We start from the raw sequence: 13751 nt of genomic DNA on the forward strand, positions 1-13751 counted from the left end.
TTGAGTGCTTGAGAGTTGTGAGTACGCCATGACAGAGCCCCACCGTCCGCGGGTCAAATACGTCATCGGGCCCGACGGAAGTCCGTTAACGATTGCGGACCTGCCCGCCCCGGGGACCAAGCGCTGGGTGATCCGACGCAAGGCCGAGGTGGTCGCGGCGGTCCGCGGCGGCCTGCTCTCGCTGGAAGAGGCCTGCAGCCGCTACACCCTGACCGTGGACGAATTCCTGTCCTGGCAGTTCTCGATCGACCAGCACGGGCTGGCGGGGCTTCGGACCACCCGAATCCAGCAATATCGCCAGTAATATTCCTTACCGAAATCTTAACGAATTCGCGAAAGCCGGCCCCGTTTCGGGAAGCCGGCTTTCAGCACATCTGCAGCAATTCCGCGTCCGGTTAAGATTCGTTAACCTTATGGAAACCATCCCATAGGCAAGATTTGCCTAGTCGGCTTTGTCGTGCCGAATCCGAGGGGCTGGTCTTGCAGAGTTTGCTGGGTTTCCTGAAAGGCTTGGGCGCCGCCCGGGTGATGGCCATGATCGCCGTCACCATGGCGCTGCTCGGCTTTTTCGCCTTCGTCATCATGCGCGTGTCGCAGCCGCAGATGACGACCCTCTATACCGACCTCAGCGTCGAGGACTCCTCCAGCATCATCAAGGAGCTGGAGCGCCAGGCGATCCCGTTCGAAATGCGCAATGACGGCGCCATTCTGATGGTGCCGAAAGACAAGGTGACCCGGCTGCGGATGAAGCTGGCCGAGGGCGGACTGCCGAAGGGCGGCGGCGTCGGCTACGAGATCTTCGACAAATCCGACGCGCTCGGCACCACCAGCTTCGTCCAGAACATCAACCATCTCCGCGCGCTGGAAGGCGAATTGTCCCGCACCATCCGGGCGATCGACCGGGTTCAGGCGGCGCGGGTGCATCTGGTGCTGCCGGAGCGGCCGTTGTTCTCGCGCGAGACGCCGGAGCCGTCGGCGTCGATCGTGCTGAGGGTGCGCGGCGCGCTGGAGCCGCAGCAGGTCCGCGCCATCCGCCATCTGGTCGCCTCCGCGGTCAACGGCCTGAAGCCGCAGCGGGTCTCGATCGTCGACGAGGGCGGCCAGTTGCTCGCCGACGGCTCGGCCAGCGCCAATGCCGCCGACGGCGCCGCCGGCGACGAACGCCGCACCAGCTTCGAGAAGCGGATGCGCAACGAGATCGAGGGCATCGTGTCCTCGGTCGTCGGCTCCGGCCGCGCCCGGGTCCAGGTCACCGCCGATTTCGATTACAACAAGATCACCCAGACTTCGGACAAGTTCGACCCCGAAGGCCGGGTGCTGCGCTCCAGCCAGACCCGCGAAGAGCAGGCGCAGACCTCCGCGGCCGACGGCCAGGTCACCGTCAACAACGAACTGCCGGGCAATCAGGCCCCGGGCGGCGCCGGCGCGCGGGACCAGAGCAAGAAGTCCGAGGAGACCAACAATTACGAAATCTCCCGCGTCACCAAGACCGAGGTGACCGAGGCCGGCCGGGTCAACCGGCTGTCGGTCGCGGTGCTGGTCGACGGCAGTTACACCAAAGACGAGAAGGGCGAGCTGGTCTACGCCGAGCGGCCGAAGGAGCAGCTCGACCGCATCGCCGCGCTGGTGCGCTCGGCGATCGGCTTCGACCAGAAGCGCGGCGACCAGATCGAGGTCGTCAATCTGAGATTCGCGGAGGCGCCGCAGGTCGAGAAACTGCCGGAGCCCGCCGGCCTGCTCGGCATGCTGCAATTCACCAAGGACGACATCATGAACATGATTCAGCTCGGCGTGATGTTCGTGCTCGGCCTGGTGGTGCTGTTCATGGTGATCCGCCCGCTGGTCAAGCGCGTGCTCGCCTCCGACCCGGCGTCCGAAGCCAGCGGCCTGCCGGCGCTGGCCGACGGCAGCCTGCCGCAAATCGGCTCCGACGGGCAGGCCGGCACCAGCATGATCGACATCGCCCAGGTGCAGGGCCAGGTTCACGCCCAGTCGGTCCACCGCGTCGGCGAACTCGCCGAGCGCAATCCCAACGAAACCGCAGCCATTGTCCGTCAATGGCTGGCCGAGCCGGCATAAACCGACATGGCCGAGACGCCCGCAACAACACCCGGCACCGAAGACATCGCCAGCGTCGTCGCGACGCTCGCGCAGCGTCAGAACGGCCGCCCCGCCTCGAAGCCGCTGCCCGGCCCGAAGCGCGCGGCGATCCTGATGCTCGCGCTCGGTGAGCAATATGGCGGCAAGATCTGGAGCCTGCTCGACGACGACGAGGTGCGGGAGCTGTCGTCGGTGATGTCGACGCTCGGCACCATCGAGCCGGAGACGGTCGAGGACCTGCTGCTCGAATTCGTGTCGCGGATGTCGGCGTCCGGCGCGCTGATGGGCAATTACGACGCCACCGAGCGGCTGCTGCAGCGCTATCTGCCGGCCGATCGCGTCACCGGCATCATGGAGGAAATACGCGGCCCCGCCGGCCGCAACATGTGGGAGAAGCTCTCCAACGTCCAGGAGGAGGTTCTCGCCAACTATCTCAAGAACGAATATCCGCAGACCACGGCGGTGGTGCTGTCGAAGCTCAAGCCCGAACACGCCGCCAAAGTGCTGGCGATCCTGCCCGAAGACATGGCGCTCGACGTCATCAATCGGATGTTGCGGATGGAATCGGTGCAGAAGGAAGTGGTGGAAAGCCTCGAGCGGACGCTGCGCTCCGAATTCATGTCCAATCTGTCGCAGACCCGCCGCCGCGACGCCCACGAGGTGATGGCGGAAATCTTCAACAATTTCGACCGCCAGACCGAGACCCGGTTCATCACCTCGTTGGAAGAGGACAATCGCGAGGCGGCGGAGCGCATCAAGTCGCTGATGTTCACCTTCGACGATCTAGTCAAGCTCGACGCCGGCTCGGCGCAGACGCTGATGCGCAATATCGACCGCGACAAGCTCGCGATCGCGCTGAAGAGCGCCAACGAGGATGTCCGCGGCTTCTTCATGGGCAACATGTCGTCGCGCGCCGGCAAGATGCTGCTCGACGACATGGCCGCGCTCGGCCCGGTGCGGCTGCGCGATGTCGACGAGGCCCAGGCGCTGCTCGTGAATCTCGCCAAGGACCTCGCCGCCAAGGGCGAGATCGTCCTCACCAAGAACCGCGCCGACGACGAACTGGTGTATTGATGGCCGCTCCCGCGCAGAAATTCCTGTTCGACAACGATTTCGGGGCGCCCGACAAGGCCCGCGAAAAGGCCGCGGCCGCCGACGAGCTGGCGCGCGAGGTCGCCGCCGCCGAACAGCGCGGCTATCAGACAGGATTCGCCCAGGCCCAGCGCGAGATCCAGGCCGAAGCCGAACGCCGCAGCGCCGCGGCGCTGGAGCAGATCGCCCAGGCGATCCGAAGCATCGCCGACGGCATCGGCGCCGTCGAAACGCGGATGGAAACCGAGGCGGTCGAAGTCGCGGTGGCGGTCGCGCGCAAACTCTGTGGCGAACTGGTCGCCGCCGAGCCGCTGGCGGAAATCACGTCGCTGGTCGGCGAATGCTTCCATCAACTGGTCTCGACGCCGCATCTGGCGGTGCGCATCAGCGACTCGCTCTACGAGGCCGCGCGCGAGCGCATCGAGCTGCTCGCCAAGCAGAGCGGCTTCGCAGGACGGCTGGTGCTGTTGTCGGATCCGGAGATCGCCGGCGGCGACTGCAGAATTGAATGGGCCGACGGCGGCGTGGTGCTGGACCGCGCCGCGATCGAAGCCAAGATCGGTGAATTGGTCGGGCGCTACATGGCGTCGCGCCGCTAACGAGTTCGAGGACTGAACATGGGCGACAATGACGGCCAGGTGCCGCTTCCCGATCTGAACGGCGCCGACGCGCCGCCGCTGGCGGATGTCGGTTACCACGAGGAAGAACAGACCTCGCGCGTCGCCGCCGATCTCGAAGCGGTGTTCGACGTTCCGGTGCAGGTCTCGGCCGTGCTCGGCCGCTCCAAGATGGACGTCGGCGAATTGCTCAAGCTCGGGCCCGGCGCGGTGCTGGAGCTCGATCGCCGGGTCGGCGAAGCGATCGACATCTACGTGAACAATCGCCTGGTGGCGCGCGGCGAAGTGGTGCTGGTCGAGGACAAGCTCGGCGTCACCATGACCGAAATCATCAAGGCGGAACGCAGCTAATTCGGAAGCCCGCGTCGGCGCGGCAGGACACAGGATCACAGGAGCGAACCATGCGGCTTCTCATCGTCGGCACCCTGAAGGGCCAACTCACAACCGCGACCAAGATCGCGATCGACAACGGCGCGTCCGTCACCCACGCCGACGACAACGAACAGGCGTTGCGGGTGCTGCGCGGCGGCAAGGGCGCCGATCTGCTGCTGGTCGACGTCGCGATCGACATCCGCGATCTGGTGATGCGGCTGGAGGCCGAACACATCCACGTGCCGATCGTCGCCTGCGGCATCGCCAACGACGCCCGCGCCGCGGTCGCCGCGATCCACGCCGGCGCCAAGGAGTACATCCCGCTGCCGCCGGATCCGGAACTGATCGCGGCGGTGCTGGCCGCGGTCGCCAATGATTCCCGCGAACTGGTGTATCGAGACGAGGCGATGGCCAAGGTGGTGAAGCTGGCGCAGCAGATCGCCGGTTCGGACGCCTCGGTGATGATCACCGGCGAGAGCGGCACCGGCAAGGAAGTGCTGGCGCGCTACGTCCACACCCGCTCGCACCGGGCGAAGAAGCCGTTCATCAGCATCAATTGCGCGGCGATTCCGGAACACCTGCTCGAATCCGAATTGTTCGGCCACGAGAAGGGCGCCTTCACCGGCGCGGTGGCGCGCCGCATCGGCAAGTTCGAGGAAGCGACCGGCGGCACGCTGCTGCTCGACGAAATTTCCGAGATGGACGTGCGGCTGCAGTCGAAGCTGCTGCGCGCGATCCAGGAGCGGGTGATCGACCGCGTCGGCGGCAGCCGCCCGGTGCCGGTCGACATCCGCATTCTCGCCACCTCGAACCGCAACCTGCAGGACGCGGTGCGCGCCGGCACTTTCCGCGAGGATCTGCTGTTCCGGCTCAACGTCGTCAACCTGAAGATTCCGCCGCTGCGTGAACGGCCGGCGGATATTCTCGAACTGGCGCAGCATTTCGCCCGCAAATACGCCGACGCCAACGGCGTGCCGGTGCGGCCGATTTCGGCCGACGCGCGGCGCGTGCTCACCACCAACCGCTGGCAGGGCAACGTCCGTGAGTTGGAGAACACGATTCACCGCGCGGTGCTGATGGCGCAGGGCGACGAGATCGGCGCCGGTGCGATCCTGACGCCGGACGGCGACCGGCTCGATCAGGCCAAGACGCCGCCGGCGGTGGCGCACGCCACCTTCGCGGCCGAGCAGGTGACCCGCGCGCTGGTCGGCCGAACCGTCGCCGACGTCGAGCGCGACCTGATCCTGGAAACGCTGAAGCACTGCCTCGGCAACCGCACCCACGCGGCGAATATTCTGGGCATCTCGATCCGCACGCTGCGCAACAAGCTCAACGAATATGCCGACGGCGGCCTGCCGATTCCGGCCGCCGGCGGCGGCGAACACCGCGCCTTCGTGCAGACGGCGTGAGGGCGCCGCCAACAAGCACACTGTCATTCCGGGGCGCTCACGAAGTGAGCGAACCCGGAATCCATACGCCGCAGCTTCGCTATCGAAGCACGGTGGTCGTCTCGCTTCACATCAAGGTCAGGGGCTATAGATTCTGGGTTCGCGCTTCGCGCGCCCCGGAATGACAAACGCCTATTTCAAGAATATTTCGGCGCGTCCGGATTGCGGAAGATCTTGATCGGCTCACCGGGGGTGAGCTTCGGCGCGGTCAGCACCGTATAAGCGTACAGCGCCAGATACGCGCAGGCGAGCGCGCCGGTCGCGTAGAACAGCCAGGTCGCCAGGCGCCGCATTCCGCCGATCCTCCATCCGCGACAGATGGCGCCGTCATAGCGGAAATCGAGCGTCAGCGAAAATCGATGCTGCGCAGGATGATGCCGGCGGGGTTGCCTTCGAGTTCGGCGGCCGCGAATTTGCGCTCGGCGCGTTGCTCGATCGACGTGCGCAACCGCAAGAATTGCTGTTCGCGCTGCGCGGGCGAGGTCCGTTTGGCGCCGTCGAGGAAGTCCATCGCGTCCGCACTGATCGCGCAGGGCACTTCCTTGTAGCCATCGATCATCGAGAACAGCACCACCGATCGGTCGGTGTCGTAGCCGCGATATTCGCCGCTGGTGAACGTCATTGCGATTGATCCTTGGGTACGGCCGCGCTGCGCCGTGGATTACGGCAGGCTGGCGCCGGCCTCGGCATCTTGGGCGTTGCGCACCGCTTCGGGGTCGATTGCGACCATTTCGATGGCGGTCTGGTGCGGCGGCGCGCAGGGCAGGGTGATCAGGGTCGCGAGCCGGCGAAACACCGGGAACGACAGACCTTCGATCAGTTCTTCGTCGGTGACGATGTCGTAGGAACCTGCCGGCAGTTCGCGCTCGATACCGCGGAGCCGGAAGGGCTGTTGAAAGATGATGGTCTCGCGGCGCGTGCGCGTGGTCATGGATGAGTTCCTCCTGACCTGCGTCACCGTGCTTGCGGCGCGATCATCGCGGATGCTGCGCCTTTTCGCTTGCGATTGCCACCCAAATCGACCGCGGCGTCATCGCCTCCTCACGACATCTTGTTTTCCGGGGTTGCGATCGCCATCTCTCACCAAGCAGCCGGCGATCACTTCCGATCAAGCCCCAAGGTGCGATTGCGGAGACGACTGTCATGAAACTGCGTGTCGGCTATGAAATGCTCTACGATTTCCCGCAGCCGACGCCGATGCTGATCGTGCTGGGAACTCATTTCACGCGCGCCTCCGACGTCATCGTGCCCGACTATCTCACCGTCGACCCGCCGGTCGCGATCACGCCCTATCGCGACATGTTCGGGAATTGGTGCAGCCGGCTGGTGGCGCCCGCGGGCCGGGTGCGGTTCGCGGCGGACGGTATCGTCCGTGATCTCGGTGTGCCGGACCCGGTGGTGCCGTCGGCGATCCAGCATGCCGTCGAGGATCTGCCCGCCGACACCATCGTCTATCTGCTCGGCAGCCGCTATTGTGAGACCGACCTGCTGTCCGATACAGCCTGGAAGATGTTCGAGACCACGCCGCCGGGCTGGCCGCGGGTGCAGGCGATTTGCGATTTCGTCCACAACCACATCAAATTCGATTATCAGCACGCCCGCGCCACCCGCACCGCGCACGAGGCGTTCGAGGAAGGCCGCGGCGTCTGCCGCGACTATGCGCATCTGGCGATCGCGCTGTGCCGCTGCATGAATATCCCGGCGCGCTACTGCACCGGCTATCTCGGCGACATGGGCACGCCCAAGCCCTGGGCCGCCGGCGATTTCGCCGGCTGGTTCGAGGCCTATCTCGGCGGCCATTGGCATACCTTCGATCCGCGCAACAACGAGCCGCGGCTCGGGCGGGTCCTGATCGCGCAGGGGCGCGACGCGGCCGACGTGCCGATCACCCAGACCTTCGGCCCCAACACGCTGGTCAGCTTCAAGGTCTGGACCGACGAGATCGTCGAGACCGCCAACGGCGTCGCCGGCTTGCGCTGAGGCCACGAAGCGCTAGCTTGCCGGCATCGAGTCGCCGCGGGCCATGCCTGCGCGCCTGCTGCCATGAGACCGCATGACCACCTTCACCCCGATCCAGGACGACGCGCTGAAAGCCGTCGCTGCCTGGCTGAAAGCCAAGCCCGGCCGAGGCGGCACGCCGCTGGTGTTCCGGCTGTTCGGCTATGCCGGCACCGGCAAGACCACGCTGGCGCGCGAGATCGCCGAGGGCGTGTCGGGCGAGGTGAAGTTCGCCGCCTTCACCGGCAAGGCCGCGCTGGTGATGCGCAACAAGGGCTGCGACGACGCCTCGACGATTCATTCGCTGATCTATCGCACCAAGGAGTCGGGCGTCGAGCAGCCGAGCTTCGAATTGTGGGACGACGCCCCGGCGTCGAAGGCCAAGCTGATCGTGATCGACGAATGCTCGATGGTCGACGAGGAACTCGGCCGCGACCTGATGTCGTTCGATTGCCCGCTGCTGGTGCTCGGCGATCCGGCGCAGTTGCCGCCGATCCAGGGCGGCGGCTATTTCACCGATTGCGAGCCCGACGTGATGCTCACCGAGGTGCATCGCCAGGCGCAGGACGATCCGATCGTGCGGCTGTCGATGGACGTGCGCGAAGGCCGCCGTCTCGAACTCGGCCGCTACGGCGAGACCGAAGTGGTGACGCGCGACAGCCTCGATCCGCAGCGGGTGATGGACGCCGACCAGGTGCTGGTCGGCCGCAACAACACAAGGCGCGCCTACAACGCCCGCTTCCGCCAGCGCCTGAACATCGAGGACCCGCTGCCGGTCGGCGGCGACAAGCTGGTGTGCCTGCGCAACAACCGCAAGAAGGCGCTGTTCAACGGCGGCCTGTGGCGGGTGAAGTCGCGGGCGCCGACCAAGTCGAAGATCATCACCCTGCGGGTGACGCCGGACGAGGATTTCGGCGGCCGGCTCACCAAGGTGTCGGTCCGCAACGAGTGCTTCGCCGGGGGCATCGAGGACATCTCGTGGGATCAGCGCAAGCCCTATGACGAGTTCGACTACGGCTATGTGCTCACCGTGCACAAGAGCCAGGGCTCGCAATGGGACGACGTCGTGCTGTTCGACGAAAGCTTCGCCTTCCAGGACAGCCGCGCCCGCTGGCTCTACACCGGCATCACGCGAGCCGCGAAGCGGCTGAGCGTGGTGGTGTGATGTGGTGACGAGGGCCCTGAGCCAGCGTGCCACCCTGCGCTTCAGGCCGCCGGCCGCGCCACGAAGGTCATTCGCCACGGATTGTGGCCGATATTGGTGTCGGCGCGGATGGCCGAGAAGCCCGCTGCGGTGAGCTTGGCCAGCATATCGGCTTCGCTGTAGCGCTGCAGGCCGATCTTGGTGCGGAGTTGGCGGTAGTCGGATAGCGCGGTCCGCGCCAGGCCGACCAGCGCATCCTTCAGAAAGCCGTGCCGGGCCGCGAATTTCAGCAGCGCGGCCACGTCGCGACCCATGCCGACTTCGGGCCGCAGGATGTCGCCGAGCACCAGTTTGCCCGAACGCCGCAGCAGCCGGCGGATCAGCGACAGAGCCTGATCGAGTGCGGCCGGCGTCATGTATTGCGCCACCGAATTCATCACCACCAGATCGACCGAGCCGTTCGGCATCGCCTGCAGGTCGTCGAGCGAGCGCACCTTGATATTGGGATGGTGCGCGAACCGGACGCTCAGCCGGCCGCGGACCCCGGGCGCCGGCTCGGCGAGGATCAGCGTGCCGCATTTTTCGGCGACCGTGGCCGCCGACAGCGCCTCGCCGCAGGAATAGTCGAGCACGGTCGCGTCCGGCGCCGCGATATAGCCGGCGATATCCTTCGCAATCTCGTCGAAATGCACGTCGCGATGGAGCTTGCTGACATAGATCGTGTGGGTCGAGTCGTAGTAGTCGATCCAGTCGTCCATCGATGCCTCGAAAATTGGCAGGGCTTGAATATGGCTCGCGGCTGCGAAGCCAACCGGCGGGCGGACACACGCGCTGAATTCGTTCCATCATTGGAACACGGCGGAATTTGGCGCGTTGTCGCGAGGTCTATCGTGTTTCGCGGGGCCGACCAACGAATTCAATCCAAACATCCAAGAATTCGCGGTTGCGACCTGCTTGGATCGTCCGGATTGAACGATCGCCCCAGCCGACCGATCTTTCGCCTTCGGGCACATCCCTCTCGACAGGACAACCCGCCGTGACCAAAGCCAAATCCGCTTCCATCGCTCCCGACCTCGACACCCCGACCGACCTGCCGCAGCAGTCCGTCGACAAGATTTCCGCCGCGCTGAACACGTTGCTGGCCGATGCGTTCGCGCTGTATCTGAAGACCAAGAACTTCCACTGGCACATCAGCGGCCGGCATTTCCGCGATTATCATCTGATGCTGGACGAGCAGTCCGACCAGATCTTCGCCACCACCGACGCGCTGGCCGAGCGGGTCCGCAAGGTCGGCGGCGTCACCCTGCGCTCGATCGGCCACATCGCCAAGCTGCAGACCATCCAGGACAACAACGAGGACTACGTCCCGCCGCGCGAGATGCTGCGCGAGCTGATGAACGACAACAAGAAAATGGCGGCGGCGATGCGCAAGGCGCACAAGATCGTCGACGAATGCGACGACGCCGCCAGCGCCGGCCTGCTCGAGAATTTCATCGACGAGACCGAAAAGCGCACCTGGTTCCTGTTCGAAGCCAGCCGCCAGGAAGGCGCCAACGAAGAGTGAGCATCATGAGGTGGTGAGTCCGCCCCGAGGCGCAGAGAACTCCCTCGCCCCGCTGTTGCGGGGAGAGGGATCGGAGGGCATCGAAGAAATGTTCAGCCGCTGCCCACGCAACAGTCGTCCCCGCGCAGGCGGGGACCCATAGCCCCTGGCTTTTCTAGTGAAGGAAGGCCTCTGCCACAGCGCTTCAATCGAGGTGTTGCGGAGTATGGGTCCCCGCCTGCGCGGGGACGACATGCGGATAGGCAGAACCCGGATCGCTCATCACACCGGGCGGAAGCTCCGGTGAGTTAGCGGCCTGCTGACGTCAATGCGATGACTTGCCCCACAGCCGCATCAGCGGCCCGTCCTCGCCGGCGACCGGATCGGTCTGCGGCAGCGGCACCTGCGGGATGGTCTTCAGCGCCCGGCGATAATTGTCCGGCGTCGGCCGCATGATCTGCATCTCGGGGCCGGGCGGATAGGCGCCGACCACCTGGAAATCATGCGAGGCGAACAGTCGCTTGTGGCCGGTGCCGGCCGGCAGCACTGCGACATCGCCGGGCGTCAGCTCGATCGCCTCGCCCTGGTCGCCGCCGAACAGCACCAGCGCATGGCCGCGCGCGACGCCGAGCGCCTCGTGCACCGTGGCGTGATAATGCGCGTAGTCGAAAATGCCGTTGCGCCACATCTGGCCCCAGCCGTTGCGGCCGAACAGCGCCTCGATCGCCTCCGCGGGGCCGTCGCGCCCAACCTCGACGGCGCGCTTGTAGATCAGCAGCGGCATCGGATTGTTCGGGATCAGCCCGTCGTCGTCGAAATGATAGGACTGCGGCTTGATCTGGTCGCTGGCGAGCGACATGCGGTCTCCGGCTTTGTTGGTACGCCGGAAACAACGCTACACGGCCGGGCGGGTTCCGGTCGGCAAATCGAACACCAGGCAGGTGGTGGTGGCGTGCGACAGCAACCGGCCGTTGGAATCGGTGATCTTCGCCTCCGCGGTCGCGGCGCGGCGGCCGACATTGAAGATGCGGCCTTCGGTGCGGATCATGCCGGTGTCGGCGCTCATGCCGCGGACGAAGCTGATCTTGAATTCCAGCGTGGTGTAGCCCTGGCCCGGCTGCAGCATGCTCTGCACCGCGAGCCCCATCGCCGAATCCAGCAGTGTCGCCGCGTAGCCGCCGTGCACCGAGCCGATCGGATTGTAGTGCCGCAGCGCCGGCAGCGAGTGCATCACGATCAGGCCCGGTTCGGCGGTGCAGTCGAACGGCTCGATGGTCTGCATGATCGGCGGCTGCGGCAGCCGGCCGTCGAAGATCGCGCGGACGAAGTCCAGCCCCGCCATCGACGCCATGGTTTCGACCGGCGTCACGCCGTAGTCGATCTGATTTTCGGTCCGCGCATCCATGCCGCTCTCCCTTTGATATGATGATTATCATACCAAAGTCGCGCGCGGGATGCCAGAGGGGGCGGAGGCCGAAGGTGGTTGTGATGTCGCCGCAGGCGGCGCGAAGAGGTGTCGCGCCTCAGCCGGGCGACGGCGACGGCACGAAGCGTCCGCGCTGGCGCAGCGTCGCCAGCACCGCGTGCAGATCGGGCAGCACCGCGGCGCATTTTTCGCGCGTGCCGTGGTCCGGCTGCAGCAGATCGGGCACCATCAGGGTGATCGCGCCGGCGGTGAAGGCTGCGGCGACGCCGACGCTGGAATCCTCCACCGCGACGCAGTTCCGCGGCGCACTGCCGATCCGCTGCGCCGCGAGCAGATACAGGTCGGGCGCCGGCTTGCCGCGATCGACGTCGTCGCGGGTGAAGATGGTGTCGAACCGCGCGCGGATGCCGGCCAGCGTCAGATGCAGGTCGGCGGTTTTGCGCGACGACGACGTCACCACCGCCACCTTGCAGCGCGCCTCGCGCAGCGTATCGAGCAGCTCCAGCGTGCCGGCCTTCACCGGCAGCCCACGTGCGAACCGGGCGTCGCGCTTGGCGGCGAAGGCGCGATTGATGGCGGTGAGCGGCAGCGCATCGCCGTAGCGCGCCACCAGCAGCGCCTGGCATTGCGGGCCGGGCAGGCCGATCATGCTGTGGCAGGTGGCGAGCGCGTCGGGCAGGCCCAGTTCGGCCAGCACCTCGGTCAGGCTCTCGATATAGACGCGCTCGGTGTCGACCAGCGTGCCGTCCATGTCGAGCAGCACCGCCTCGATCAGCCAGTCGGTCACGCGCTCACGCCCTGTCCCCGGCCGGCCGGTCCGCCTTGGCAAGTTCGCGCAGGCAGTCGGGGCACAGACAATCCACCGCATCCGACGGCATCGGCAAGCTCACCGGCTCCGCCGCACACCAGCAATCGCCGTCCATCGTGCACGCGAACTCCGTGCCGCATCCGGCGCAGATCAGCCGGCGGGCTTGGGGAGGGAGCGTGTTCGGCTGCGGTTCCATCGCGAGAGTTTAGCGCGGAGGCAGGGGCAACGTAAGCGCAATCCGCGGTGCTTCCGCCCGATTGCTACCCCTTCGTAATCGTATCGATCTCCGCCATCTCCTCGGCGCCGAGCTGCCAGCTCGCCGCCTTGACGTTCTGCTCGATCTGCTCCGGCGAGGTGGCGCCGGCGATCACGCTGGAGACTTGCGGGCGGCAGGCGAGCCAGGAGAAGGCGAGGTCGAGCAGCGACTTGCCGTGCGACTCCGCGAACGCCTTGAGCCGGTCGACGACGACGAGATTGACCTCGGTGAAGTAGCGGTCGCGGATCGCCGGCATCTTGGCGAAGCGGGTGTGCGCCGGCGCCTCGGCGCCGCGCTGATACTTGCCGGTCAGCAGGCCGCTGGCCAGCGGGAAGAACGGCAGCAGGCCGAGCTTGTATTCCTGCGCCGCCGGCAGCAGATCCTTCTCGATGTCGCGGACGACGAGGCTGTATTCGTCCTGGCACGACACGAAGCGATGCGTGCCGAGCGCGCGGGCGACGTATTCGGCCTCGGCAATGCGCCACGCCGGGAAATTCGAATTGCCGATGTAGCGCACCTTGCCGGCGCGGATCAGGTCGTCGAGCGCGCGCAGCGTCTCGTCGATCGGCGTCAGCTCGTCGTAATCGTGCTGCTGGTACAGGTCGATCCAGTCGGTCTTCAGCCGCTTGAGGCTGGCCTCGACGGCGGCGACGATGTAGCGCCGCGACGCGCCCTGCTTGGTGCCGTCGGCGGCCATCGGCTTGCTGAATTTGGTTGCCAGCACGATGTCCTTGCGGCGATCGCCGAGCACGTCGCCGAGCACCGTCTCGGAGCCGCCCTGGCCCGCATAGATGTCGGCGGTGTCGAACAGCGTGACGCCGAGATCGATCGCCTTGTGGATGACCTTGCGCGAAGTGTCGGGGTCGGTGCGCTGGCCGAAATTGTTGCAGCCGAGGCCGACGACGGAGACGCGCAGCCCGCTGCCGCCGAGATTACGAAGTTGCATG

17 protein-coding genes are annotated in these 13751 nt (G+C 66.2%); 9 read left to right on the forward strand and 8 right to left on the reverse strand.

Going from position 1 to position 13751, the window contains the following annotated elements; all coding sequences use genetic code 11:
* Positions 1-28 precede the first annotated feature (28 nt).
* The 6 genes from RPB_RS06415 to flbD all read left to right on the forward strand — a co-directional run bounded on the left by RPB_RS06415 (position 29) and on the right by flbD (position 5590).
* Complete coding sequence (locus RPB_RS06415) at positions 29-304, forward strand: DUF1153 domain-containing protein (RefSeq protein WP_002714638.1); 276 nt, start codon at positions 29-31, stop codon at positions 302-304.
* Between the two features lie 176 nt (positions 305-480).
* On the forward strand, positions 481-2079 hold the full coding sequence (fliF, locus tag RPB_RS06420) for a flagellar basal-body MS-ring/collar protein FliF (RefSeq protein ID WP_011440170.1): 1599 nt from the start codon (positions 481-483) through the stop codon (positions 2077-2079).
* Positions 2080-2085: 6 nt separating this feature from the next.
* A complete protein-coding gene (fliG, locus tag RPB_RS06425; RefSeq protein WP_011440171.1) occupies positions 2086-3174 on the forward strand; it encodes a flagellar motor switch protein FliG in 1089 nt (362 codons plus the stop codon).
* A complete protein-coding gene (locus RPB_RS06430; protein WP_011440172.1) occupies positions 3174-3791 on the forward strand; it encodes a FliH/SctL family protein in 618 nt (205 codons plus the stop codon). Before fliG ends, RPB_RS06430 begins: the two co-directional genes overlap by 1 nt.
* An 18-nt stretch (positions 3792-3809) precedes the next feature.
* On the forward strand, positions 3810-4160 hold the full coding sequence (gene fliN / locus RPB_RS06435; RefSeq protein WP_011440173.1) for a flagellar motor switch protein FliN: 351 nt from the start codon (positions 3810-3812) through the stop codon (positions 4158-4160).
* 50 nt (positions 4161-4210) lie between these two features.
* A complete protein-coding gene (gene flbD / locus RPB_RS06440; RefSeq protein ID WP_011440174.1) occupies positions 4211-5590 on the forward strand; it encodes a sigma-54-dependent transcriptional regulator FlbD in 1380 nt (459 codons plus the stop codon).
* A 176-nt stretch (positions 5591-5766) separates the two neighbouring features.
* Here flbD and RPB_RS24845 read toward each other — a convergent pair whose 3' ends face one another.
* Genes RPB_RS24845 through RPB_RS06455 form a run of 3 tightly spaced genes read right to left on the reverse strand, consistent with a single transcriptional unit; the run spans position 5767 to position 6560 of the window.
* A complete protein-coding gene (locus RPB_RS24845) occupies positions 5767-5922 on the reverse strand; it encodes a hypothetical protein (protein WP_011440175.1) in 156 nt (51 codons plus the stop codon).
* Between the two features lie 53 nt (positions 5923-5975).
* Entirely contained in the window at positions 5976-6251 is a 276-nt protein-coding gene (locus RPB_RS06450; RefSeq protein ID WP_011440176.1) for a DUF1488 domain-containing protein, read from the reverse strand.
* Positions 6252-6290: 39 nt separating this feature from the next.
* The gene (locus tag RPB_RS06455) at positions 6291-6560 is read right to left on the reverse strand and encodes a hypothetical protein (protein WP_011440177.1); all 270 of its coding nucleotides are present in this window, start codon (positions 6558-6560) and stop codon (positions 6291-6293) included.
* Between the two features lie 212 nt (positions 6561-6772).
* Here RPB_RS06455 and RPB_RS06460 point away from each other — a divergent pair, with 212 nt between their 5' ends.
* Both RPB_RS06460 and RPB_RS06465 read left to right on the forward strand, forming a co-directional pair.
* The gene (locus RPB_RS06460; protein WP_011440178.1) at positions 6773-7609 is read left to right on the forward strand and encodes a transglutaminase domain-containing protein; all 837 of its coding nucleotides are present in this window, start codon (positions 6773-6775) and stop codon (positions 7607-7609) included.
* A gap of 73 nt (positions 7610-7682) precedes the next feature.
* Positions 7683-8792, forward strand: coding sequence for an ATP-dependent DNA helicase (locus RPB_RS06465; RefSeq protein WP_011440179.1), 1110 nt, complete (start codon positions 7683-7685; stop codon positions 8790-8792).
* Positions 8793-8833: 41 nt separating this feature from the next.
* Here the strand turns inward: RPB_RS06465 and RPB_RS06470 are convergent, their stop codons facing one another.
* The gene (locus tag RPB_RS06470; RefSeq protein ID WP_011440180.1) at positions 8834-9529 is read right to left on the reverse strand and encodes a methyltransferase domain-containing protein; all 696 of its coding nucleotides are present in this window, start codon (positions 9527-9529) and stop codon (positions 8834-8836) included.
* A gap of 278 nt (positions 9530-9807) precedes the next feature.
* Between RPB_RS06470 and RPB_RS06475 the strand changes: the two genes are divergently transcribed.
* Positions 9808-10335 carry a Dps family protein gene (locus RPB_RS06475; RefSeq protein WP_011440181.1) on the forward strand — a complete coding sequence of 176 codons (528 nt, stop codon included), beginning with the start codon at positions 9808-9810 and terminating at the stop codon, positions 10333-10335.
* A 304-nt stretch (positions 10336-10639) separates the two neighbouring features.
* Here the strand turns inward: RPB_RS06475 and RPB_RS06480 are convergent, their stop codons facing one another.
* From RPB_RS06480 to RPB_RS06500, 4 genes are all read right to left on the reverse strand, one after another.
* Positions 10640-11173, reverse strand: coding sequence for a hypothetical protein (locus tag RPB_RS06480; RefSeq protein WP_011440182.1), 534 nt, complete (start codon positions 11171-11173; stop codon positions 10640-10642).
* A gap of 36 nt (positions 11174-11209) precedes the next feature.
* Positions 11210-11719, reverse strand: a complete 510-nt coding sequence (locus RPB_RS06485; protein ID WP_011440183.1) for a PaaI family thioesterase — start codon at positions 11717-11719, stop codon at positions 11210-11212.
* Between the two features lie 118 nt (positions 11720-11837).
* Positions 11838-12527, reverse strand: coding sequence for an HAD family hydrolase (locus RPB_RS06490; RefSeq protein WP_011440184.1), 690 nt, complete (start codon positions 12525-12527; stop codon positions 11838-11840).
* Positions 12528-12808: 281 nt separating this feature from the next.
* Complete coding sequence (locus tag RPB_RS06500; protein ID WP_011440186.1) at positions 12809-13750, reverse strand: aldo/keto reductase; 942 nt, start codon at positions 13748-13750, stop codon at positions 12809-12811.
* Position 13751 lies beyond the last annotated feature (1 nt).

This window comes from Rhodopseudomonas palustris HaA2, assembly GCF_000013365.1.
GTDB classification, from domain to species: Bacteria; Pseudomonadota; Alphaproteobacteria; order Rhizobiales; family Xanthobacteraceae; genus Rhodopseudomonas; species Rhodopseudomonas palustris_J.

What these genes read in the sequence shown, in the direction of transcription:
- RPB_RS06415 (WP_002714638.1), top strand. Translation starts at nt 29, where the DNA reads ATGACAGAGCCCCACCGTCCGCGGGTCAAATACGTCATCGGGCCCGAC.
- fliG (WP_011440171.1), top strand. Translation starts at nt 2,086, where the DNA reads ATGGCCGAGACGCCCGCAACAACACCCGGCACCGAAGACATCGCCAGC.
- RPB_RS06430 (WP_011440172.1), top strand. Translation starts at nt 3,174, where the DNA reads ATGGCCGCTCCCGCGCAGAAATTCCTGTTCGACAACGATTTCGGGGCG.
- fliN (WP_011440173.1), top strand. Translation starts at nt 3,810, where the DNA reads ATGGGCGACAATGACGGCCAGGTGCCGCTTCCCGATCTGAACGGCGCC.
- flbD (WP_011440174.1), top strand. Translation starts at nt 4,211, where the DNA reads ATGCGGCTTCTCATCGTCGGCACCCTGAAGGGCCAACTCACAACCGCG.
- RPB_RS24845 (WP_011440175.1), bottom strand. Translation starts at nt 5,922, where the DNA reads ATGCGGCGCCTGGCGACCTGGCTGTTCTACGCGACCGGCGCGCTCGCC.
- RPB_RS06450 (WP_011440176.1), bottom strand. Translation starts at nt 6,251, where the DNA reads ATGACGTTCACCAGCGGCGAATATCGCGGCTACGACACCGACCGATCG.
- RPB_RS06455 (WP_011440177.1), bottom strand. Translation starts at nt 6,560, where the DNA reads ATGACCACGCGCACGCGCCGCGAGACCATCATCTTTCAACAGCCCTTC.
- RPB_RS06460 (WP_011440178.1), top strand. Translation starts at nt 6,773, where the DNA reads ATGAAACTGCGTGTCGGCTATGAAATGCTCTACGATTTCCCGCAGCCG.
- RPB_RS06465 (WP_011440179.1), top strand. Translation starts at nt 7,683, where the DNA reads ATGACCACCTTCACCCCGATCCAGGACGACGCGCTGAAAGCCGTCGCT.
- RPB_RS06470 (WP_011440180.1), bottom strand. Translation starts at nt 9,529, where the DNA reads ATGGACGACTGGATCGACTACTACGACTCGACCCACACGATCTATGTC.
- RPB_RS06480 (WP_011440182.1), bottom strand. Translation starts at nt 11,173, where the DNA reads ATGTCGCTCGCCAGCGACCAGATCAAGCCGCAGTCCTATCATTTCGAC.
- RPB_RS06485 (WP_011440183.1), bottom strand. Translation starts at nt 11,719, where the DNA reads ATGGATGCGCGGACCGAAAATCAGATCGACTACGGCGTGACGCCGGTC.
- RPB_RS06500 (WP_011440186.1), bottom strand. Translation starts at nt 13,750, where the DNA reads ATGCAACTTCGTAATCTCGGCGGCAGCGGGCTGCGCGTCTCCGTCGTC.